This is a genomic window from Actinomadura verrucosospora, assembly GCF_039540335.1.
Lineage (GTDB): Bacteria > Actinomycetota > Actinomycetes > Streptosporangiales > Streptosporangiaceae > Spirillospora > Spirillospora verrucosospora.
Genome location: NZ_BAABEV010000007.1, coordinates 104,517 through 125,094, shown reverse-complemented (window position 1 = coordinate 125,094; position 20,578 = coordinate 104,517). Strand labels below are relative to the sequence as shown.

Sequence of the window (20,578 nt, the reverse complement as noted above, 5' to 3'; positions counted from 1 at the left end):
CAAGACAACAGAAACCCACTACTACGACGGCCTCAGCCACCGCAGCAACCCCGCAACGACCTCCCGGTTGCGATCGCGTCCGAAGGCAGATTCAAGCGAAGCAAGAATCTGATCGCGCAGCGAGCCGCCAGGCGAGACGAAGCGATGCCAGCGATCGCCCGCCTTTATCGACGATGGAGGGCCGCCAGGCCCGAAGGAGGAGAAAAAGGCCAAAATTACGCCAAACTCCAGCGGGCTTGGGTTCGGACGCCTGGGTCGGGGTCGGCGAGGGTTTCGGTCAGGGCGGTCACTACCTCCGGGTTGTCGGTGGCCCACTGTTCGAGGGCCTGGACGGCGGCTCTGCGGACGTCGACCGTGCGGTCGTGCAGGGCCTTGATGAGGGGTTGGACGGCGACGTCGGGGCGGGCCTGGGCGAGGGCGCGGACGGCGTGGCAGCGGACCTGCCAGTTGGTGTGGGCGATCGCGGTGACGACGCGTCCTTCGAGGGGTTCGGGGATGCCGAGTTCGGCGGCGGCGGTGAGGGCGGCGATGCGGACGACGGGGTCGTGGTCGGTGAGGAGGTGTTCGAGCGCGGGGAGGCCGGAGGGGTGGGCGAGGCGGCCGAGGCCTTCGGCGACGGCGACGCGGACCTCGCGGGAGGGGTCGTCGGCGGCCTCGGCGACTCGGGCGGTCTCGCGCAGCGCGATGAGGCCGAGGACGGCCTGGATGCGGACCTGCGGTTCGTCGTCCTCGAAGCCCTGGGTGTACAGTTCGCCGGCGCCTTTGGCGAGGATGCCGATGAGGTCGGCGGCGGTGTCGCGGACGGCGGTGTCGCGACCGCGGGCCGCGGCGAGGAGCAGGGCGTCGACGCCGTCGTCGCCGAAGTAGAGTTCGGGCAGGTCGCGCAGGGCGTCGGCGGCGACGCGGCGGACGTCTTCGTGTTCGTCGGCGAGCGCCCAGGCGAAGGTGTCGCCGGTGCCGCGGGGCGCTTCTCCGGCGCGGGCGGCGCGGGCGAGCGCCGTGAGGGCGCCGGCGCGGGTCGCGGGGTCGGGGTCGCGGAGGGACGCCTCCGCCTGGTCGAGCCGGATGCTTCGAGTCATGGGGGTGGCCTCCTGGTCGGCCGTCGGATCCGGAGGCGGGCAGGGGCCCGCCGGGGGCTCGGGATCAGCGACGGGAACACAGGGCGCTCGCCTGGCGCCGGAGGTCGACGTGGAGGCGGGCGATCAGCGCACGACTCGGGTTCACGCGTTCATCGTGTCCCGCCCGGGCGCTGTTGTCAACCAAATAGGTCGGCAATACCGGTTATGTCTTCTCCAGGAAGTCCGCGCGCTCCTCGTCCAGCAGGGACGCCAGGACGGTGGCCAGGCCGGGATGCTCCGACAGGTCCGGATCGGCCTCGACGAGCGCGGTGGCCTCCTCGCGGGCGTCGCGGATGACGTCCTCGTCGCGCTGGAGCGTGAGCAGCCGCAGGCTGGACGAGCGGCCGGCCTGCGCGGCGCCGAGCACGTCGCCCTCGCGGCGCTGCTCCAGGTCGAGCCGGGACAGCTTGAACCCGTCGGTGGTGGAGGCGACCGCGTCCAGCCGCTCGCGGGCCTTGCTGCCCGGCGCGGCGTCGGTGACGAGCAGGCAGAGGCCGTGCAGGGAGCCGCGGCCGACGCGCCCGCGCAGCTGGTGGAGCTGGGAGACGCCGAACCGGTCCGCATCCATGATCACCATGACGGTGGCGTTGGGCACGTCCACGCCGACCTCGATGACCGTGGTGGCGAGCAGGACGTCGAGCTCCCGCGCGGTGAAGCGGCGCATCACCGCGTCCTTCTCGTCCGGGTGCAGCTTGCCGTGCAGGACGCCGATGCGCAGCCCGTCGAGGAGCTCCTCCAACTTCGGCAGCACCTCCATGATCCCCAGCGGGGACCGGCGCTCGCCCTCCTCGGCGACGACGGCGTCGCCCTCGTCGCCCTCCTGCTCGCCGATGCGCGGGCAGACGATGTAGATCTGCCGGCCGTTCGCCGCCTCCTCCTTGATGCGCTCCCAGGTGCGGGCGAGGAACGCGGGCTTCTCCGGCGGGACGACGTGCGTCTGGATCTGCGACCGGCCCGCCGGGAGCTGCCCGAGCACCGAAGTCTCCAGATCGCCGAAGACGGTCATGGCCACGGTGCGCGGAATCGGCGTCGCCGTCATGACCAGCACGTGGGGACGGCCGCCGTCGACCTTCTCGCGCAGGGCGTCGCGCTGCTCGACGCCGAACCTGTGCTGCTCGTCGACCACGACGAGCCCGAGGTCGGCGAACTGGACGGTTTCCTGCAGCAGCGCGTGGGTGCCGACGACGATCCCGGCCGCGCCGGACGCCGCCTCCAGCAGCGCCTCCTTGCGCGCCTTCGCCCCCTGCGACCCGGTCAGCAGCGCCACCCGGGTGGCGTGCTCGGCGCCGCCGATCTGCCCCGCCTGCGCCAGGTCGCCGAGCATCCCGGTGATCGACCGGTAGTGCTGCTGCGCGAGCACCTCGGTCGGCGCCAGCAGCGCCGCCTGCCCTCCCCCGTCCACCACCTGCAACATCGCCCGCAACGCGACCACCGTCTTTCCGGCGCCGACGTCGCCTTGGAGGAGGCGGTGCATCGGGTGGTGTTCAGCCAGGTCGGCGGCTATCTCGTCGCCCACCTGGCGCTGGCCCTCGGTGAGTTCGAAGGGCAGGCGCGCGTCGAACTCCGACTGGACGCCCTCGAAGGACGGGGGGCGGGGCTTGGCGGGCAGGGACGCGGCGGCGACGCGGCGCTGGGCCAGGGCCACCTGGACGACGAAGGCCTCGTCCCACTTGAGGCGGGCCTTGGCGCGGCCCAGCTCGTCCCAGGTGCGGGGGCGGTGGATGCCCTCGTACGCCTCCCGCAGGCCGATCAGGTGGCGGCGGCGCAGGAGCGCGGCGGGCATGGGGTCGTCCGGCAGGTCGAGCTGGCCGAGGACGGTCTCGACGGACGTGCTGATCGCCTCGATGGGCAGCGACTTGGCGGACGGGTAGATCGGGATGATCTCGTCGGCCCACTCCTGCGCGGCCTCCTCGGCGCCCTTCTCGTGGACGACCTTGTACTGCGGGTGGGTCAGCTGCCGGACGGTCCTGCCGCTGCGGGGCACGTAGGTGCTGATCTTCCCGGCGAACAGGCCGCGGGTGCCCGGGGACAGCTCCTTCTCGGGACGGTAGGAGCCCTTGCGGCCGAAGAAGCTGAGCTTGAGCTCGCCGGTCCCGTCGGTGACGGTGATCTCCAGGACGTACCCGGGGCTGCGGGTGAGGGAGCGGCCCTGCACCTTCACGACCTCGGCCATGACCGTCACGTGCTCGCCGTCCTGCAGGCCGCTGAGCTGCGTCAGCTCGCCGCGGTGGGCGTAGCGGCGCGGGTAGTGGTGCAGCAGGTCGCCGACCGTGTGCAGGTCGAGGCCCTTCTTCAGCGCGTTGGCCGTCTTGTCGCCGAGGACCTTGCGCAACGGCTCGTCGAGAGTTGCCACGGGTCTTTTCTAGCCGATGGGGACGACGGGAATCACTCGACGCCGATGAGGAGGGGGTAGCGTTCCTGGTCGCCGGCGTAGACGCCGACCTCCGCGTCGGGGCGCCGCCGGCGCAGATGGTCCTCCAGGCCGGCGGCGAGGCCGGGCGGGGCGTGCCGGCCGGGGATCAGCGTGACCAGCTCGCCGCCGCCCGACAGCATCCGGTCGAGGACGTCGCGGGCCACCGCGGCGAGGTCCGCGCCGATCGTCGCGACGTCGCCCTCGATCAGGCCGAGGACGTCGCCGGGCTGGCAGAGGCCGGCGCTCGTCACCGCCTCCTGCGCGGCGACCTCCAGGTGGCCGAAGCGGGTGGCGCCGGCGGCGCGGGTCATCTCGATCACGTCCTCGGCGAAGCGGCGCAGCGGGTCGTGCACGGCGAGCGCCGCCATGCCCTGGACGGACGCCTTCGTCGGGACCACCGCGATCCGCGCGCCGCCGTCCCTCGCGCGCTCCGCGGCGGCCTCGGCGAGGGCGAGGACCTCCGGCTCGTTCGGCAGCACGGCCACCTCGTCGCCCGCGGCGAGGATGGCCTCGGCGAGCACCGCGAGGGGCGGGACGGCTCCGGGCTCGCGCCGCACGACCCGGGCCCCGCTCTCCTCGAACAGCGCGGCCAGCCCGTCGGCGGCGGTGACGGCAACCACCGCGCGGCCGGTGTGCGGCGCGTGCGGTCCGCCTTCGGCGGCGTCCAGGTAGGTGACGCGGATCCGGTGCGGGCGTCCCGCCGCCATGCCCGCCTCGACGGCGGCCCCGGCGTCGTCGACGTGGACGTGCACGTTCCACAGCCCGTCGCCGCCGACGACGACGAGGGAGTCGCCGAGGACGTCGAGGCGTTCGCGCAGGGTGTGGACGGCGCCGTCGGGCGCGTCCAGCAGGTACATCACCTCGTAGCCGAAGCCCTGCGGCGCCCGGGTCCGGCCCGCGGGCGCGGGCGTCCCGGCGGTGCGGGGCGGGACGTCGTACCGCTCGGGGTACTCGTCGGTGATCACGGCGGCGAGGGTGTCGAGCACCACGCAGAGCCCGGCCGCGCCGGCGTCCACGACGCCGCTGCGGGCCAGCACCTCCAGCTGGCCGGGGGTGCGGCGCAGCGCCTGCCGGGCGCCCGCGGCGGCGGCCCGCGCGGCCTCCGGGAGCGCGGTTCCGGGGGCCGCCGCGCAGGCCGCGGCGGCTTCGGCGAGGACGCTCAGGATCGTGCCCTCGACGGGGTGCTCGACGGCGCCGCGGGCCAGGACGGACGCGTGGTCGAGGGCGGCCGCGAGGGACGCGCCGTCCGGGGGCGCCTCCAGCGGGCCGAGGACGTCGGCGAGGCCCCGGAACACCTGGCTGAGGATCACACCGGAGTTGCCCCGGGCGCCGAGCAGCGCGCCCTGCGCCAGGGTCCGCCACGGGTCCGCGCCGCCCGGCGGCTCGTCGAGGGCGTCGGCCGCCGCGACGACGGTCAGGTGCAGGTTGGTGCCGGTGTCGCCGTCCGGGACGGGGAACACGTTGAGGGCGTCGATCTCGGCTCTCGTCCGCCCGAGGGCCTCCGCCGCGAGCCTGCACCACCGCCGCACCGCCGCATGGTCGAGGGCCACCGTGCTCCCTTCCGCGCCGCCGGGTCGCGGCGCCGCCGATTCGCTAACCCGTCGCGCTGTCGGCTAGTCTGGTCCACGCGCCACGTTCGTGGCGCTCATCAGTGAGCGTCCATGATGCCCGGCCCGCCCGAGGCGGCAGCCGGGTGGCGCTCCGATCAGAGCATCGACACCACTTGGAGTTTCCCGTGGCTTCCGTCTGCGACGTCTGCGGCAAGGGACCCGGTTTCGGCATGCGCGTCTCCCACTCGCACCGCCGCACCCCGCGCCGCTGGAACCCCAACATCCAGCGCGTGCGCGCCGTCGTGAACGGCAGCACCAAGCGGATCAACGCCTGCACGTCCTGCATCAAGGCCGGCAAGATCGTCAAGCCGACGGTCTGAGCCCGGCCGGGCCGCCCCGGCGGGGCGGTCCGCTTCACGGCTTCGGTCGGCTCATCGGGATTCCCGGTGAGCCGACTTTCGCGTTCCCGGGGGTCGCGGCGCCGTTCAGTCGCGGTACCGCCAGGCGTGGTCGACGGGGCCGATGCCGGCGCCGAGCGGGAAGCCCGCCGCGATCGCGCCCGTCACGTACTCCTTGGCCTTGGCCACCGCCGCCGGGACGTCGTCGCCGAGCGCCAGGTGCGAGGCGATGGCGGACGCGAGCGTGCAGCCGGTCCCGTGGGTGTGCCGGTTGTCGTGCCTGGGGGCGGTGAAGCGGTGCTCGCGCTCGCCGTCGAACAGCAGGTCGGCGGGCTCGCCCGGCAGGTGGCCGCCCTTGATCAGCACCCAGGCGGGGCCGAGCGCCTTGACCGCCTCGGCGGCCTCGCGCAGCCCGGACTCGTCCACGACCTTGACGCCGGTGAGCTGTTCCACCTCGTACAGGTTGGGCGTGACGACGGTCGCGGCCGGCAGCAGCACCGAGCGGACGGCGTCCACGGCCTCCGGCGCGAGCAGGGAGTCGCCGTGCTTGGAGACGCCGACCGGGTCGACGACGGCGGGGGCGCCGGACGCGGCGAGCGCCTCGGCGACGACCTCGACGAGGGCGGTCGACGCGAGCATGCCGGTCTTGATCGCGTGGACGCCGATGTCGGACAGGACCGAGTCGAGCTGGGCGCGCACGGCCTCGGGGGGCAGTTCCCAGTAGCCCTGGACGCCGAGGGAGTTCTGCGCGGTGACGGCGGCGACGACGCTCATCCCGTGGACGCCGAGCGCGAGCATGGTCTTCAGGTCCGCCTGGATGCCGGCGCCGCCGCCGGAGTCCGAGCCCGCGATGGTGAGCACGAGGGGCGGGGCGGAGGCAGTGCGCGTCATACAGCCCACTTTATGGTGATCTGTGGGAAGCGGCGATCCGGCGGAGGGCGTCTCCCGGAGTGCGCCTCAGACCAGCGTGCAGGGCAGCTTGTTGAGGACGCAGGCGGACGGCCTGGACGGAGCGCCCAGCGCGGCGAAAACGATCCGCACGGAGCCGCCGGGCGCGATCGCGGTGCGGCCGCGGACGAAGGGGACCCGGCCGGTCCGCACGACGGTGGCGCCCTGCACGGCCGTGACCGAGACGTTCGGGATCTTGAAGGCCAGCGCCCACGCGCTGACGGGCCGCTGCCCCTTGTTGGCGATGGTGGCGGTCGCCTTGAACCCGCCGGGGGTGCGGGAGGCGACGCGGAACCCGATGACGAGGCCGTCGGGGCGTCCCGCGCCGCGGCTGGCGCGCCCGCCGGGGCCGCGCTGGGTGATCTGGTTGTCGCGGGGGTCGGTCTGGGAGGTCTTCGGGGAGCCGCCCGCGAAGTTGAGGGAGATCTGCTGGGTGCTCAGCGCGTAGGAGACGATCCCCACGGCGATGACGAGCGCGACGATCGGGAGCAGCGGGAGCGGGAGCACGGAGACGATCTTCGTCCAGCCGCTCCTGCCGGAGCCGTCCGCGGCGGAGTCGCCGGACTCCGGGGCGCCGGGCGTGCCGCCGGGTTCGGGCGGCAGCTCGCGCGGCTGCTCGGGGAACGCCGCCGCGGGAGCGCCCGGGTAGTCGCCGGGGTAGTCCCCGGGGAGCGGGGCGAAGCGGTACGGGTCGGGCGGCGGGTCGTGCTGACGCTCGGTGACCGGCGGCGTGCCCGCCCTGACCTGTTCGTGCGGCGAGACGTACACGCGGTCGTCGGTCGGCCCGGAGAAGAGGTCGTAAGAGGGGTCGACCGGAGCCCCGAAGTACGGCCCTCGCGACGCTTCCGCGCCCGGTACGGGGTCGTCGTCCGGTTGCTCAAACCTGGAGTGTCGTCCCATCCCATCCCTCTTCGATCACAGGATGTATACCAAACCCGTCCCAAGCATGCCTACCGGATGTGTCAACGCACACGGCTGTACGCGCTGACTCCGCCGGGGTGTTCAGCCTGGGAAATGATCCCATGCTCCGGGGGGCGGCGGGTGCCCGTCCACGCGCACCCCGGCCCCTTCGGCGACGGTCCCGATCCGCCTCCAGGAGGGCGGCAGGACGGCGTCCGCCGGGTACGTCCCGGCGAACGCGTGGTCCTCACCGCCGGTGAGCGCGCGGCGCAGCCCGTCCGGCCCGAGGATCTCCGGGACGGGCACGGAGGCGGAGTCGAGGTCGATCCGGACGCCGCTCGCGGCGGCGATGTGCCCGAGGTCCTGGACGAGCCCGTCGCTGACGTCGAGAAGCGCGGTGGCGCCGTGGGTCCGCGCCTCCTCCCCGGCGGTGTAGGGCGGCTCGGGACGCCGGTGCGCCGCGATCAGCTCCTCGGGCCCGTCCCGCCCGGCCTCCAGGAGCGCGAGCCCGGCGGCGGCGAAGCCCAGCCTGCCCCGGACGGCCACGACGTCGCCCGGGCGCGCCCCGGACCGGGTGAGGGGCGCCGCCCCGCCGAGGTCGCCGAGCGCGGTGATCGCGAGCGTGACCCGCGGCGCGGCCACGACGTCGCCGCCCGCGACGGACGCCCCCGCCGCGCGGCACTCGTCGGCGAGGCCGTCGTAGAGCCGCTCGGCCCAGTCGGCGCGGGTCGCGGGCGGGGCGGCGAAGCCGACGAGCAGCGCCGTGGGGTTCGCGCCCATGGCGACGACGTCGGCGAGGTTCTGCGCGGCGGCCTTGCGCCCGATGTCGTAGGGGCCGGACCAGTCGAGGCGGAAGTGCCGCCCCTCCACGAGCAGATCGGTGGTGGCGACGACGCGGCCGTCCGGCGCGGCGATCACCGCGGCGTCGTCGCCGGGGCCGAGCCGGACCGCCGGGCCCTGGGGCAGCCGCCGGGTCAGGCGGCCGATCAGGCCGAACTCGCCCAGCTCCCCGATCGTGCCCATTTGCGCCGTTCCCCCGCTTTCCCGGTTTTCTCCCGGTTCGTACCGGGCACGCCGTACCCCGACCGCCCGCGGCGGCGCGTAACACGATACGGTGAACCTTCCGACGGTTGATTCTCCGCTTGGGGAGGACGTGATGGTGCAGGCCTACATCCTCATCCAGACCGAAGTCGGCAAGGCCGCCGAGGTGGCGGACCACATCTCCGGCATCACCGGCGTGACCCGGGCGGAGGACGTCACCGGACCCTATGACGTGATCGTCCGAGCGGAGGCGCGGAATGTGGACGAGCTGGGCAAGCTCGTCGTCGCGCAGATCCAGGGCGTCGAGGGCATCACGCGGACCCTCACGTGCCCGATCGTCCATATCTGAACGTTCCGCGGCAGCGCACCGCTCCCTCGCCGTCCTCGGCTGCCTGGCGCTGTTCGCCGCGGCGTGCGGAGACGGGACCGTGCAGGTTCCGGTTCCGAACCCGGACGCGGCGACCCGGCGGCTCTGCCAGGGGCTGCGGCTGCCCGAGAAGGTGCACGGGCAGAAGCGCCGCGACACCTCCCCTGACTCGCCGCTGACCGCCGCATGGGGCTCCCCCGCGATCGCGCTGCGCTGCGGAGTCCCCCTGCCCGCCACGCTCCGCCAGACCTCGGAGCTGGTGACCATCAACGGGATCGACTGGTTCGGGCAGCCCTCGGAGCGGCCGGTGACCTTCACCGCCGTGGGGCGGCAGGCCTACGTCGAGGTGACGGTGCCGCCGAAGTACAACCCGGCCGGCGACGTGCTGATCGAGCTCGGGCCGGCGATCAAGGCGACGATCCCGGCGAAGCCCGAGGGCCAGATCTGACCGGCGGCCCCCCGGGTCACCAGATCGGGACGGGGCTCTCCCCCCGCGGGTAGTAGCCGGGGATCGGCTCGCCGGACGCCGCCCGCTCCAGCCGCCGCTTCATCCCGTCCGACAGCACCCCGGCCTTCATCATCTCGACGAACACCGAGGTGACGTTGCCGAGGTCGAACCAGTCGCGCTGCCACGACCACCGCCGGTCCCCCGCGTAGCGGAACCAGGACCCGCCGATGCCGAGCACCTCGTAGGGGGTCCCGTCGGGGCGGCTCGCGTCGGCGACCTGCTTCCAGAACCCGACGACCTCGCCCTTGCGCTCGTCGATCAGGATGCTCTGGTACGGATACGTCCAGCCGTCCAGGCCGCCCATCTCCGAGCCGAGCGCGATGTCGCGGATCTCGTCCCGGCCGACGGCCATGAAGTCCTGGTCGGGGCCGATGTTCCAGCCGTAGGTGGCGTCCTCGGTGTAGAGGTCGGCGAGCGGGCGCCAGTCGCCGGCCTCCTCGCAGCGGCGGTTGGCCTCCAGCCAGTGCTCGACCATCGCGTCGAGCTCTTCACGGGGGAACGCGGGCATCATGTCTCCAGCAGTCTGAGGGCCTGGGTCGGGCAGTAGCGGACCGCGGAGGCCACCTCGGCGCGCATGCCCTCGGGCGGCTCCGCGTCCAGGACGCGGACCTTGCCCTTGGGCGGCACCTCGAAGACGTCGGGGGCCTCCAGCTCGCACATGGCGTGTCCCTGGCACAGGTCCAGGTCGGCCTCGATCCTCACCGGCGCCTCCGGCGGTAGCGGACGGCGCAGGGCTGGGCGAGCTGGACGACCATCTTCGAGTGGTCGTCGCGGTAGCTCTCCGGCGGCTGGGCGGGCTCGAACTCCCAGTCCCGCAGCAGCACCGAGAAGATGGCCTTGAGCTGCATCATCGCGAAGTTCGCGCCGACGCAGCGGTGCCGGCCCGCGCCGAACGGCACCCACGTCCAGCGGTGGAGCACGTCCTCCTCGCGGGGCGCGGCGTAGCGCTCGGGGTGGAAGGCGTCGGCGTCGGGGAAGTCGGCCTCGATCCGGTTGGACACGGCGAGGCCGCAGCCGACCATGGTGCCCGCCGGGATGCGGTGCCCGACCACCTCCTGGTCGGACTGCGCGACCCGCAGCAGCAGGATCAGCGGCGGATGCAGCCGCAGCGCCTCCTTGATCGCCGACTCCAGGTTCGGGATGGCGCGCAGCGCCTGGAAGGAGACCTCGCGGCCGTCGGCGTACAGCTCGTCCAGCTCGCGGACCACGCCGTCCAGGACGCCGGGGTGGCGGAGCAGCTCGATGAGCGTCCAGGCGGCGGTGCCGGACGTGGTGTGGTGCCCGGCGAACATCATCGAGATGAACATGCCGGTGACCTGGTCGGCGTCGAACTTGAGCGTGCCGTCCGCGTCCCGGATAGACATCAGCACGTCGAGCAGGTCGCGGTCCTGCCTGGGCGGGTTCGGCGACCGCGAGTCCATGATCTGCTGGACGAGCTCCACCAGCGCCGCGCGCGCCGCGTCCCGCCGCCGGAAGCTCTCGATGTCGGCGTGGGGGTCGACGTAGGCGATCGCGTCGGTGCCGCGTTCGAGGTCGTGGTACAGGTCGGCGAACCGGCGGTCGAGCTGCTCGCGGAACTTGCGCCCGATCAGGCACGCGGACGAGGTGTAGATCGTCAGCTCGGCGAAGAAGTCGAGCAGGTCGATCTCGCCCTCCTCGCCCCAGCCGGCGACCATCCGGTCGACCTCGGCGGAGATCGTCGCGGCGTGCCCCTTCATGAACGAGCCCTTGAGGGCCTGGTTGTGCAGGGCCTCGCGGCGCTGCTCCGGCGTGGCGTCGAACACCACGCCCTCGCCGAAGATCGGCGTCATGAAGGGGTAGGCCTCGGCCTGGTCGAGCTCCTCGTCGGGGGCGCGGAAGAAGAACTCGTTGGCCTCCGCGCCCGACAGCAGCACGACGCGGCGTCCGGCGAGGCGGAACTCGCCGACGTCGCCGCACTCCTCCCGGACCCGCCGCATCAGCCCGATCGGGTCCGAGCGCAGCTCCTCCAGGTGGTCGGGCCCGCCCGACACGACGCGCGGCTCCACCAGTGCGGTCACGACTCCTCCAACGGTGCTTCGGGCTGGACCTCGACGAGCCGGAGATGGGCGCCGCGCGGGGTCGCGACGATCGCGGCGACGGCGGCGGCGACGTCGGACGGGCGCAGGAAGTAGGGGTGGCGGGCGTGGCCCCACCTGGCCCAGTCCTCCAGGACGGCGCCGGTGGTCTCCGCGTCCCAGCTCATGCCCATGCCGGTCGCGGTCGGCCCCGGCCGGACGACGGACGCCCGCACGCCCGTCCCCTCCAGCTCCATCTGCATGGTGCGGGCCATCCCCTCGACGCCGTTCTTGGCCGCGACGTAGGCGCCCGTCCAGGAGCGCGGCGCGGGGACGGTGTCGGAGGAGACGAACACGATGTCGCCGCGCCGCCGCGCCACCATCTGCGGGACGAAATGCGACACGAGCCGGTGCGCGCCGACGAGGTGGACCTGCACCTGCGCGAGGAACTCGGCGGTGTCGAGCTCGTGCAGGCGCCCGGCGGACAGGTCGCCGGCGCTGGAGACGACGACCTCGACGGGGCCGAGCGCGTCGGCGGCCGCCGCGGCGAACGCCTTGACCGAGTCGGAGTCGGCGACGTCCAGCGGGTGCGCGAACGCCTCTCCCCCGCCGGCCCGGACCGTCGCGGCCAGCTCCTCGCACTTGTCGACGCGCCGCGCGCCGAGCGCGACCGGGTGCCCGGCCATCGCCAGCGCCGTCGCCGTCGCCGCGCCGATCCCGGAGGAGGCGCCGGTCACCACGGCCGTCCGCCGCCGCGGATGGGGGTCGAACCTGGGCATCAGCGCACCTCCACGCGCAGGGGCAGGGCGGCGAAACCGCGGACGTTCACCGAGTGCACGCGCTCCGCGCCGTCGTGGTCGACCTCGTAGGAGGAGACGCGGCGCACGAACTCGGTCAGCGCGATGTGCGCCTCCAGCCGCGCCAGGTTCGCGCCGAGGCAGAAGTGCCGTCCGCCGCCGAAGCTGACGAGCTGCGAGGTGTCGCGGTCGAGGTCGTAGGCGTCGGCGTCGGCGAACGCGCGGGGGTCGCGGTTTGCCGATCCGACCAGCAGGAGCACGCGGTCGCCCTCACGGACGCGCCGCCCGTGCAGCTCGACGTCGCGCACGACCTTCCGGGCGAGCATCTGGCTGGAGGTGTCGTAGCGGAGCGTCTCCTCCACCCAGTCGTCCACGCGGGCCGGGTCGCGGAGCGGCTTGGCGCCCTGGTCGGGGTTGCGCGCCCCCCAGTACAGGGCGTTGGCGAGCAGCTTGGTGGTGGTCTCGTTCCCGGCGACCACCATCAGGAACAGGAAGGCGATGACCTCCTCGTCCTCCAGCCGGTCGCCGTCGATCTCGGCGTCCAGGAGCGCGGAGGTCAGGTCGCCGGCCGGCGCGCGGCGCCGCTCGGCGACCATGTCCTGGTAGTAGCCGGCGAGGGTGAGCGCCGCGTCCATCCCCGCGGGCGGGACGTCGTTCAGCCCCTCCTCCCGGTGGACGACCGTGTCGGCGAGCCGGCGCACCTCGGCCCGGTCGGCCTCGGGGACGCCCATCATCTCCGAGATGACGTCCATGGGAAGGAGGCCGGCGAAGTCGGAGACGAAGTCGAACTCGCCCTTCTCCAGGGCCGGCTCCAGGTGGCGCCTGGTCAGCGCGAGGATTCCGTCCCCCAGCTCCTTGACCCGCCGTGGCGTGAACCCCTTGGACACCAGGGCGCGCATCCGGGTGTGGCGCGGCGGGTCGAGCGCGAGGAACGACATCGTCCGGGGCGCGTGGGGGCCCCAGGCGCTCGGCTCCACCGAGACGCCGTGGGAGTTGGAGAAGGTCGCGTGGTCGCGGAAGGCCGCGGACACGTCGGCGTGCCGGGACAGCGCCCAGAAGCCGATCTCGTCGTTGCGGTAGAGGGGCGCCTCCTCGCGGAGGCGCGCGTAGAGGGGGTAGGGATCCTCGTGGACGGCGTAGTCGAAGGGGCTGTAGGAGACCTGCGCGGCAGGGTCCACGGCCGTCACCTCACTCGGGGGGTTCGGGCAGGATGAGCTCCGCCATCTCGGCGAGCCGGTCGGCCATGCGGGCGTAGGAGGTGTAGCCCATGCCCGCGTACAGGAGCGCGCCGGTGTAGGCCAGTTCCAGCGCGCCGAGGATCTTGGGGTCGTCGTGCTCGCGCAGCGCCGCGCGGAGCCGTTCGCGGATCGCGTAGCCGATCCGCGTCCGCAGTTCGCGGACGTCGGGGTCGGTGCCGAGCAGCGCGGTGGTGCACGCCGCCGCGAGGTCCGGCTCGTCCGAGACCAGCAGCGCGATCTCGCGGAGCGTCCCCACCACCCGTTCGCGCAACGTCCCGTCCGCCTCAACGGGGGGCAGGGCGCTGAGCCGCCGCCAGAACACCTCGGTGATCAGGTGGTTCTTGGAGGCGAAGTAGGTGTACGCGGTCGCGGGCGCCACGCCGGCGCGGCGGGCCACGTTGCGGACGGTCAGGCCCTCGTAGCCGGTCTCGGCGACCTCCACCACGGCGGCGGCGGTCAGCCGCCGCACCGTGTCGGCCTGCCGCTCGGTGAGGCGGCGCCGGGTGGGCTCGGTCAGGGGTTCGGGTTTTCCGGACACGTGTCCAGACATTAGTTCAGAACCGGACCGCGCGCAACGCCCCGGCGCGTCGTCCCCGGTGAGGCGGGTGGGATTCGAACCCACTCAGTCAGCGACACTTGGGTTACAGCCAAGCCCGACTCTCCGAACGTCGGCGCCGCCCCTCGCGCGGGCCGCGGGCCCGCGCCGTACCTCCGGAGGGATTCGAACCCCCAGCGCACAGCACCTCATGCTGCCGTCTCTGCCGTTGGACTACGGAGGCATGCGTGCGGCTCCCGGGATTCGAACCCGGAACGTCCACTTCCTGAAAGTGGTCTCTCTGCCGGTTGGAGTAGAGCCGCGGGGAACTCGCCTGGACGGGCGTCGCTCGCGGCGGCTCGGCCGGGGCCTCTAGGAGACGGGATACCGGCCGGGGCGGGCGTGCGACGCCGAGGGCAGTCGGAGTCGATACTGCTCCAGAGCCATGGCCGGTCCTCCTCTCGGGCTTCTCGCGTCACCGTCCCTGTCTCGGACGGGCTGACGTCGTCAACGGTGCCACCGGCGGCGCGGCGGCCGCAACGGGTTTTCGGCTCAGTTCTCGTCCGGCAGGGCCGCGCCGAACGCGACCAGCGCCCAGAACGCGACCATGATCCAGCCGAGCGCGATCCCCGTCACCGCGAGCCCGAGCCCGCGCTCGCCGGAGCGCCGCAGCCGCACCCAGGCCATGTGCCCGGCGACGATCGCGGGGATGGACGGCAGCCCGCAGGTGATGAGCCCCACCGCGCCCATGGACACCGCGTAGATCGCGAGGCTGTTCATGGGCGGCTTGCCGTGCGCATGACGCGCGGCCGTGTACTGGTGGGGCGCCTGGGAAGGGTGGCCCTGGTAGCCGGTCTGCCCCTGGTAGCCCGTCTGCTGCTGGTACCCGGTCGGCTGCTGGTAGACGGCCTGCCGGGCGTCGATCGCGTCGGCGTAGCGGCTCCAGCTCTCCGCCTCGGCGGTCCGCCCCTGCCCGCTGAGCAGGACGGCGAGGTTGCGCATCGCGGCGGGGTCGCCGGCCTGCGCGGCCTGCCGGTACTGCCCCTCGACGAGCGCCGCGGCCTCCCCCGCGGCGAGGGCCGGAGCGACCCCCGGCGCCTGCGTCCCCGGCGTCTCGGTCGGCGGCCGGGAGGGCGCCTCGGCGCGGTCCCCGCCCGGAGTGGGCGATGGGGCCGGCGTCTCGGCGCGGTGCCGGCCGGGCGCCCGGGTGTGCTGCGTGTGCTGGGTGTGCTGCGTGGAGGGCGCGGGCTGCCGGACGCCGCTGGAGATGAGGCCGTCCAGCAGCGCCTGGGCGGACGGCCGCCGCGCCGGGTCCTTGGCCAGCGCCGCCTGGACGGCCTTGAGCAGCGTGCCGTCCAGCCCGCCCAGTTCGGGTTCGCCGCTGATGATCTGGTGGATGACCGCCGGCAGCGAGTTGCCGCCGAAGCACGGCCCGCCGCGCGCCGCGAAGGCCACGGTCGCGCCCCAGGCGAACACGTCGGACGCCGGGCTCGCGCCGCGCCCGTCCAGCTGCTCGGGGGCCATGAACGCGGGCGTGCCGATGATGCCGCCGGTCGCGGTGAGGCGTGTCCCGTCCAGCGAGCGGGCGATGCCGAAGTCGATGACGCGCGGCCCGAACGTGGACAGCAGCACGTTGGCGGGCTTGAGGTCGCGGTGCACCACCCCGGCGTCGTGGATGGCGGTCAGCGCGGTCGCGATGCCGACCGCGACGGCCTCCAGGTCGGCGCCGCGCAGCGCCCCCTCCTTCGCGACGGCGTCGTCCAGGCTGGGGCCGTTGACGAACTCGGTCACCAGGTAGGGCGGGTCCGCCGCGGGGTCGGCGTCCAGGACCGGCGCCGTGCAGAACGCGCGCACCCGCTTGGCCGCCGCGACCTCCGCCTCGAACCGCGCGCGGTACTGCCGGTCGGCCGCGTACTCCCGCCGGATCACCTTGAGGGCGACCTTGCGCCCGGACGCGTCCAGCCCCGCGTACACCGTCCCCATACCGCCCTCGCCGAGACGGTCGACGACCCGGTAGGGGCCGATGCGTTCCGGCAGGTCGGCGTGCGGCACGGACATACTCCTCGGGACGGCGATCGGCCCTACAAGCCTGGCACATCCCCACACTTCACGCGGCCCGGTCCGCCATCTCCCCGGGCCCGCGCCCCTCAGCCGAGCTCGGCCCGCAACGTCCGGGCCACCACCTCGGCGGTCACCTCCAGCGGGCGGACGTCGTGCGCCGTCCGGCTGAGCACGAGCGCCCCCTCGAAGGCGCTCAGCACGTAGGTGGCCAGATCCTTCGCGCGCGCGTCCGGGATCCCGCCCTCGGCCAGCCTGCGCGCGAGGGAGAGCTCCCACGACGCGAACACCTCCGCGCACGCGTGCCGCAGCGGCTCGCTCGTGCTGGCGACCTCCAGCGCCACGGTCGCGATCGGGCACCCGTCGCCCCACTCCGACCTCTCCAACGCCTCCGCGCTCAGCCGGAACATGTCGATGACCGACCGCTCCAGGCTCTGGTCGGCCCGCGCGAACACGAGGTCGAACAGGCGCAGGTACCGATCGCCCGAATGCCGCACGGCCTCGGCCCCCAGCTGCTCCTTCCCGCCCGGGAAGAAGTGGTACAGCGACCCCCAGGGCGCCTCGCCCGCCGCGGTGATCTGCTTGAGCCCCGTCCCGGCGTACCCCTGCTCGCGGAACAGCTGGGCGCTGGCCTCCAGCAGCCGGGTCCGTGTGTCGCGCGTCATGGGGACACCCTAGCCATTGCCCTCACTAGATCGATCTATCTACTATGACGATCGATCCAGACAGGAGGCGCTCATGAGCGTGCGAACCGAACGCCGCGGCCCCGTCCACGTCATCACCCTCGACCGCCCGGACCGCCGCAACGCGGTCGACGGGCCGACCGCCCGGCGGCTGGCCGACGCGGTCCGCGCCTTCGAGGACGGCGACGCGAAGGCCGCCGTGGTGACCGGCGCCGGCGGGGCCTTCTGCGCGGGCAGCGACCTGAAGGCGATGGCCGCGGGCGACTTCCCCGTCCCGACCGCCGAAGGCCCGCCCCCGATGGCCGTCACGCGCGCCCGCCCGTCCAAGCCGGTGATCGCGGCGATCGAGGGCTACTGCTTCGGCGGCGGTTTCGAACTGGCCCTGTGGTGCGACCTCCGGGTGGCGTCGGAGACCGCCGAGTTCGGCCTGCTCAACTTCGAGCACGGCCTCCCGTCCCTGGACGGCGCCACCGTCCGTCTCCCCCGCCTGGTGGGGCAGCCCCGCGCCCTGGACGCCCTCCTGACCGCCCGCCGCATCCCCGCCCGGGAAGCCGCGAGCTGGGGCCTGCTGACCGCCCTCACCCCGCCCGGCGAAGCCCTGGAGACGGCGCTTGCCCTGGCCGCCCGGATAGCGTCCCTCCCCGCCCCGGCCCTCCAGGCCGCGCGCGCGTCCCTCCTGGCACAGGGCCCTCTCCCCGAGGCAGATGCCCTGAGGAACGAAACGACTCTCGCCCTGGCCGCCTTGCCCACGCGCACGTGACCAGACGCGAATTCGCGTGGGCGTCTTGCGTCCCGGCGGGGGCTGAACTGTAGTCTGGACAGGTGTCCAGAACAAACGATCGCTTGCTTCTGGTGGACGGGCGTCTCGTCCCCGGGGCGGGCGGCGCCTTCGAGACGATCAATCCCGCGACCGAGGAGGTGCTCGGCACCGCCGCCGACGCCTCCGCAGACGACATGGACCGGGCGATCGCGGCCGCGCGCCGCGCGTTCGACGAGACCGGGTGGTCGACCGACCACGCCTTCCGCGCGCGGTGCCTGCGGCAGTTCCGGGAAGGGCTGCGGCGGCGCGCCGACGAGCTGCGCGAACTCACGATCAAGGAGGTGGGCGCGCCGAGGTTCCTGACGTTCGGGGCCCAGCTGGACGCGCCCGTCGACGACCTCGCGTGGTTCGCGGACCTGGTCGAGGAGTACGGCTGGGAGCGGGACCTCGGGCGGGCCGAGCCGATGGGGATGCCCAGCCACCGGCGGGTCGTCCGGGAGGCGGTGGGCGTCGTCGGCGCCGTCACCCCGTGGAACTTCCCGCACCAGATCAACCTCGCCAAGCTGGGCCCGGCGCTGGCGGCGGGCAACACGGTGGTGCTGAAGCCGGCGCCCGACACGCCCTGGTGCGCGGCGGTGCTCGGCGAGGTGATCGCGGAGGAGACCGACATCCCGCCGGGCGTGGTCAACGTGGTCACCTCGTCCGATCACGCGCTGGGCGCCCAGCTCACCCGGGATCCCCGCGTCGACCTGGTGTCGTTCACCGGGTCCACCGCGACGGGGCGCGACGTGATGGCGAGCGCGGCCGGGACGCTCAAGCGGGTGTTCCTGGAGCTCGGCGGCAAGTCGGCGTTCGTGGTCCTGGACGACGCCGACCTGCGGGCCGCGTGCTCGTACGCGGCGTTCGCCGGCATCACCCACGCCGGTCAGGGCTGCGCGATCACGACCCGGATCCTCGTCCCGCGCGAGCGCCACGACGAGGCCGTGGAGATCACCGCCGGGGCGCTGGCGAAGCTCGGCGCCGGCGACCCGCAGGACGACCGGACGATCTGCGGCCCGGTCATCTCGGCGCGCCAGCGCGAGCGGATCGAGGGCTACCTGGACCTGGCCGTCAAGGACGGCGGCGCGTTCGCCTGCGGCGGCGGCCGCCCGGAGGGCCGGGACAGGGGCTTCTGGATCGAGCCGACGCTGATCACCGGGTTGACCAACGACTCCCGCGCGGCGCGGGAGGAGATCTTCGGCCCGGTGCTGGTGATCCTGCCGCACGACGGCGACGACGACGCGGTGCGGATCGCGAACGACTCGCCGTACGGGCTGTCGGGCGCGGTGCACGGCGGGGACGTCGAGCGGGCGCGCGGGGTCGCGCGCAGGCTGCGGACCGGGACGGTCAGCGTGAACGGCGGCGTCTGGTACGGCGCGGACGTCCCCTTCGGGGGCTACAAGCAGTCGGGCATCGGCCGCGAGATGGGCGTGGCCGGTTTCGAGGAGTACCTGGAGACCAAGGCGATCGCGGAGGGCGTGTGAGGTTCGAGGGAAAGGTCGCGGTCGTCACCGGGGCCGCGCAGGGAATCGGCGAGGCGTACGCGCGTGCGCTGGCCTCCGAGGGCGCCCACGTGGTCGTCGCGGACGTGGACGAGCGCGGCCGGGACGTCGCGGACGACATCAAGGGCCTGTTCGTGCGGACGGACGTGTCCGACCCCGCGTCCGTGGACGCCATGGCCGGGGAGGCGGCGGAGCGGTTCGGCGGGATCGACCACCTCGTCAACAACGCCGCCATCTTCGGAACGATGAAGCTGGACTTCCTCTTCACCGTCGACTGGGACTACTACAAGAAGTTCATGTCGGTGAACATGGACGGCGCGCTGCTGTGCGCCCGCGCCTGCCACCCCCACATGCAGGCGCGCGGCGGCGGTTCGATCGTCAACCAGTCGTCCACGGCGGCGTGGCAGTACTCGGGCTTCTACGGGCTGGCCAAGGTCGGCGTCAACGGGCTCACGCAGCAGCTCGCGCACGAGCTGGGCGGCATGAACATCCGCGTGAACGCGATCGCGCCGGGCCCGATCGACACCGAGGCCAACCGGGCCGTCGTGCCGGGGAACATGTCGCAGAAGATCGTCCGGGACAAGATGGCGCTCAAGCGGATGGGGTCGCCCGAGGACCTGGTGGGCGCGTGCCTGTTCCTGCTGTCGGACGACGCCGCGTGGATCACCGGCCAGATCCTCAACGTGGACGGCGGCGAGGTGTTCCGGGCATGAGCGATGCGCGCGTCCCCCCGCAGGGTGAACGCAGGGCGGTCGGCTTCGTCGGGCTCGGGCAGATGGGGGCGCCCATGGCGACCCACCTGGCGGGCCGGGGCCTGGCCGTGTACGACGCGCGGCCCGAGGCGATGGCGCCGTTGGTGAAGGCGGGTGCGCGGGCCGCGAGGAGCGTCGCCGAGGTGGCCGCGCACTGCGACCTGGTCTCGGTCATGGTCCGGGACGACGCCCAGGTGAGGGAGGTGAGCGAGGAGGTGCTCGCGAGCGCGCGTCCGGGCACGGTCCTCGCCGTCCACTCGACCATCCGCGCGCGGACCGCCGAGGACCTGGCCTCGCGAGCGCGGCGCTACGGGATCGAGGTGGTGGACGCGCCGGTGAGCGGCGGGTTCATGGGGGCGAGCGCGGGCAGCCTCGCGGTCATGGTCGGGGGGTCGGACGAGGCGTTCGAGCGGTGCCGCGAGCCGTTCGGCGCCTGGGCGGACCTCGTCCTGCACATGGGGCCGGTCGGCGCGGGCACCCGGGCGAAGCTGGCCCGCAACATGCTGCACTTCATCTCGTTCACGGCCGCCGCGGAGGCGCAGCGGCTCGCGGAGGCGGCGGGGGTGTCGCTGCGCAAGCTCGGCAGGGTCGTCCGGCACACCGACGCGATCACCGGCGGCGCGGGCTCGATCATGCTGCGGCCGACGACCGCGCCGCTGGAGCCGGACGACGACCTGTACGACATCCTGCGGCACACGCGGGATCTCGGCGAGAAGGACCTGGCGCTCGCGCTGGAGCTGGCGGACGAGCTCGGCGTCGACACCCCGCTCGCCCGGATCGCCCTCGACCGGTTCGGTGCGGGGCTGGGGCTGAGGGGAGAGGCCAATGACTGAGCGGAGCGAACCGGGGGGTGTGGGGGGTCGCCCCCCCACAGAGAACATGACTGAGCGGAGCGAACCGGGGGGTGAGCGCGGCGAAGCCGTGGGGCGGCGTGA

At 73.7% G+C, this 20,578-nt stretch carries 22 protein-coding genes and 3 tRNA genes; 7 read left to right on the top strand and 18 right to left on the bottom strand.

The genetic code is table 11. The features are described 5' to 3' along the window. Positions 1-215: 215 nt before the first annotated feature. From ABD944_RS10835 to ABD944_RS10825, 4 genes are all read right to left on the bottom strand, one after another. Positions 216-1,079 (bottom strand): HEAT repeat domain-containing protein, encoded by an 864-nt coding sequence (locus ABD944_RS10835; RefSeq protein ID WP_345174943.1) that lies wholly within the window; start codon positions 1,077-1,079, stop codon positions 216-218. 64 nt (positions 1,080-1,143) lie between these two features. After that, a complete protein-coding gene (locus ABD944_RS42415; protein WP_143227168.1) occupies positions 1,144-1,224 on the bottom strand; it encodes a putative leader peptide in 81 nt (26 codons plus the stop codon). Between the two features lie 57 nt (positions 1,225-1,281). Further along, entirely contained in the window at positions 1,282-3,471 is a 2,190-nt protein-coding gene (gene recG / locus ABD944_RS10830) for an ATP-dependent DNA helicase RecG (protein ID WP_345174941.1), read from the bottom strand. A gap of 32 nt (positions 3,472-3,503) precedes the next feature. After that, complete coding sequence (locus ABD944_RS10825; protein ID WP_345174940.1) at positions 3,504-5,081, bottom strand: DAK2 domain-containing protein; 1,578 nt, start codon at positions 5,079-5,081, stop codon at positions 3,504-3,506. 185 nt (positions 5,082-5,266) lie between these two features. Between ABD944_RS10825 and rpmB the strand changes: the two genes are divergently transcribed. Then, entirely contained in the window at positions 5,267-5,461 is a 195-nt protein-coding gene (gene rpmB, locus ABD944_RS10820) for a 50S ribosomal protein L28 (protein ID WP_067632165.1), read from the top strand. 105 nt (positions 5,462-5,566) lie between these two features. Here the strand turns inward: rpmB and thiD are convergent, their stop codons facing one another. From thiD to ABD944_RS10805, 3 genes are all read right to left on the bottom strand, one after another. Next, positions 5,567-6,370: a bifunctional hydroxymethylpyrimidine kinase/phosphomethylpyrimidine kinase gene (gene thiD, locus ABD944_RS10815; RefSeq protein WP_345174937.1), complete on the bottom strand. Its 804-nt coding sequence runs from the start codon at positions 6,368-6,370 to the stop codon at positions 5,567-5,569. 66 nt (positions 6,371-6,436) lie between these two features. Further along, positions 6,437-7,327, bottom strand: a complete 891-nt coding sequence (locus ABD944_RS10810) for a cellulose binding domain-containing protein (protein ID WP_345174935.1) — start codon at positions 7,325-7,327, stop codon at positions 6,437-6,439. 102 nt (positions 7,328-7,429) lie between these two features. Beyond that, positions 7,430-8,350 (bottom strand): thiamine-phosphate kinase, encoded by a 921-nt coding sequence (locus ABD944_RS10805; RefSeq protein WP_345174932.1) that lies wholly within the window; start codon positions 8,348-8,350, stop codon positions 7,430-7,432. A gap of 133 nt (positions 8,351-8,483) precedes the next feature. On the opposite strand from ABD944_RS10805, the gene ABD944_RS10800 reads away from it, so the two are divergent. Both ABD944_RS10800 and ABD944_RS10795 read left to right on the top strand, forming a co-directional pair. Further along, entirely contained in the window at positions 8,484-8,717 is a 234-nt protein-coding gene (locus ABD944_RS10800; protein ID WP_345174931.1) for an Lrp/AsnC family transcriptional regulator, read from the top strand. Continuing rightward, positions 8,710-9,183 (top strand): DUF3515 domain-containing protein, encoded by a 474-nt coding sequence (locus ABD944_RS10795; protein WP_378189363.1) that lies wholly within the window; start codon positions 8,710-8,712, stop codon positions 9,181-9,183. Before ABD944_RS10800 ends, ABD944_RS10795 begins: the two co-directional genes overlap by 8 nt. Positions 9,184-9,199: 16 nt before the next feature. Here ABD944_RS10795 and ABD944_RS10790 read toward each other — a convergent pair whose 3' ends face one another. The 11 genes from ABD944_RS10790 to ABD944_RS10740 all read right to left on the bottom strand — a co-directional run bounded on the left by ABD944_RS10790 (position 9,200) and on the right by ABD944_RS10740 (position 16,572). Further along, complete coding sequence (locus ABD944_RS10790; RefSeq protein WP_345174927.1) at positions 9,200-9,754, bottom strand: Cif family virulence factor; 555 nt, start codon at positions 9,752-9,754, stop codon at positions 9,200-9,202. Then, positions 9,751-9,945, bottom strand: coding sequence for a ferredoxin (locus tag ABD944_RS10785; RefSeq protein WP_345174925.1), 195 nt, complete (start codon positions 9,943-9,945; stop codon positions 9,751-9,753). Before ABD944_RS10785 ends, ABD944_RS10790 begins: the two co-directional genes overlap by 4 nt. After that, a complete protein-coding gene (locus ABD944_RS10780; RefSeq protein WP_345174922.1) occupies positions 9,942-11,282 on the bottom strand; it encodes a cytochrome P450 in 1,341 nt (446 codons plus the stop codon). Before ABD944_RS10780 ends, ABD944_RS10785 begins: the two co-directional genes overlap by 4 nt. After that, on the bottom strand, positions 11,279-12,058 hold the full coding sequence (locus ABD944_RS10775) for an SDR family oxidoreductase (protein ID WP_345174921.1): 780 nt from the start codon (positions 12,056-12,058) through the stop codon (positions 11,279-11,281). Before ABD944_RS10775 ends, ABD944_RS10780 begins: the two co-directional genes overlap by 4 nt. Beyond that, on the bottom strand, positions 12,058-13,254 hold the full coding sequence (locus ABD944_RS10770) for a cytochrome P450 (RefSeq protein ID WP_345174919.1): 1,197 nt from the start codon (positions 13,252-13,254) through the stop codon (positions 12,058-12,060). Before ABD944_RS10770 ends, ABD944_RS10775 begins: the two co-directional genes overlap by 1 nt. A gap of 10 nt (positions 13,255-13,264) precedes the next feature. Beyond that, positions 13,265-13,852 carry a TetR/AcrR family transcriptional regulator gene (locus tag ABD944_RS10765; protein ID WP_345174917.1) on the bottom strand — a complete coding sequence of 196 codons (588 nt, stop codon included), beginning with the start codon at positions 13,850-13,852 and terminating at the stop codon, positions 13,265-13,267. Positions 13,853-13,911: 59 nt separating this feature from the next. Further along, positions 13,912-13,995 (bottom strand) — tRNA-Tyr (locus ABD944_RS10760). Between the two features lie 25 nt (positions 13,996-14,020). Then, positions 14,021-14,093: transfer RNA gene (locus ABD944_RS10755), tRNA-Leu, on the bottom strand. Between the two features lie 5 nt (positions 14,094-14,098). Next, positions 14,099-14,172, bottom strand: a tRNA-Leu gene (locus ABD944_RS10750). Between the two features lie 229 nt (positions 14,173-14,401). Further along, a complete protein-coding gene (locus ABD944_RS10745) occupies positions 14,402-15,901 on the bottom strand; it encodes a protein kinase domain-containing protein (RefSeq protein ID WP_345174915.1) in 1,500 nt (499 codons plus the stop codon). A 95-nt stretch (positions 15,902-15,996) separates the two neighbouring features. Further along, positions 15,997-16,572 carry a TetR/AcrR family transcriptional regulator gene (locus ABD944_RS10740; RefSeq protein WP_345174914.1) on the bottom strand — a complete coding sequence of 192 codons (576 nt, stop codon included), beginning with the start codon at positions 16,570-16,572 and terminating at the stop codon, positions 15,997-15,999. A 73-nt stretch (positions 16,573-16,645) separates the two neighbouring features. Here ABD944_RS10740 and ABD944_RS10735 point away from each other — a divergent pair, with 73 nt between their 5' ends. The 4 genes from ABD944_RS10735 to ABD944_RS10720 all read left to right on the top strand — a co-directional run bounded on the left by ABD944_RS10735 (position 16,646) and on the right by ABD944_RS10720 (position 20,476). Next, complete coding sequence (locus tag ABD944_RS10735) at positions 16,646-17,350, top strand: enoyl-CoA hydratase-related protein (protein WP_345174913.1); 705 nt, start codon at positions 16,646-16,648, stop codon at positions 17,348-17,350. A 92-nt stretch (positions 17,351-17,442) separates the two neighbouring features. Next, positions 17,443-18,873, top strand: coding sequence for an aldehyde dehydrogenase (locus tag ABD944_RS10730; protein ID WP_345174910.1), 1,431 nt, complete (start codon positions 17,443-17,445; stop codon positions 18,871-18,873). Beyond that, positions 18,870-19,604, top strand: a complete 735-nt coding sequence (locus ABD944_RS10725) for an SDR family oxidoreductase (protein ID WP_345174908.1) — start codon at positions 18,870-18,872, stop codon at positions 19,602-19,604. Before ABD944_RS10730 ends, ABD944_RS10725 begins: the two co-directional genes overlap by 4 nt. Further along, positions 19,601-20,476: an NAD(P)-dependent oxidoreductase gene (locus ABD944_RS10720; RefSeq protein ID WP_345174906.1), complete on the top strand. Its 876-nt coding sequence runs from the start codon at positions 19,601-19,603 to the stop codon at positions 20,474-20,476. The genes ABD944_RS10725 and ABD944_RS10720 overlap by 4 nt, the downstream gene beginning before the upstream one ends. The last annotated feature ends 102 nt before the right edge of the window (positions 20,477-20,578 follow it).

Excerpts from the sequence above, each read along its gene's own strand:
- ABD944_RS10805 (WP_345174932.1), bottom strand. The coding sequence starts at position 8,350 with ATGGGCACGATCGGGGAGCTGGGCGAGTTCGGCCTGATCGGCCGCCTG.
- ABD944_RS10740 (WP_345174914.1), bottom strand. The coding sequence starts at position 16,572 with ATGACGCGCGACACACGGACCCGGCTGCTGGAGGCCAGCGCCCAGCTG.
- ABD944_RS10735 (WP_345174913.1), top strand. The coding sequence starts at position 16,646 with ATGAGCGTGCGAACCGAACGCCGCGGCCCCGTCCACGTCATCACCCTC.
- ABD944_RS10720 (WP_345174906.1), top strand. The coding sequence starts at position 19,601 with ATGAGCGATGCGCGCGTCCCCCCGCAGGGTGAACGCAGGGCGGTCGGC.
- ABD944_RS10810 (WP_345174935.1), bottom strand. The coding sequence starts at position 7,327 with ATGGGACGACACTCCAGGTTTGAGCAACCGGACGACGACCCCGTACCG.
- ABD944_RS10835 (WP_345174943.1), bottom strand. The coding sequence starts at position 1,079 with ATGACTCGAAGCATCCGGCTCGACCAGGCGGAGGCGTCCCTCCGCGAC.
- ABD944_RS10800 (WP_345174931.1), top strand. The coding sequence starts at position 8,484 with ATGGTGCAGGCCTACATCCTCATCCAGACCGAAGTCGGCAAGGCCGCC.
- ABD944_RS10775 (WP_345174921.1), bottom strand. The coding sequence starts at position 12,058 with ATGCCCAGGTTCGACCCCCATCCGCGGCGGCGGACGGCCGTGGTGACC.
- ABD944_RS10790 (WP_345174927.1), bottom strand. The coding sequence starts at position 9,754 with ATGATGCCCGCGTTCCCCCGTGAAGAGCTCGACGCGATGGTCGAGCAC.
- thiD (WP_345174937.1), bottom strand. The coding sequence starts at position 6,370 with ATGACGCGCACTGCCTCCGCCCCGCCCCTCGTGCTCACCATCGCGGGC.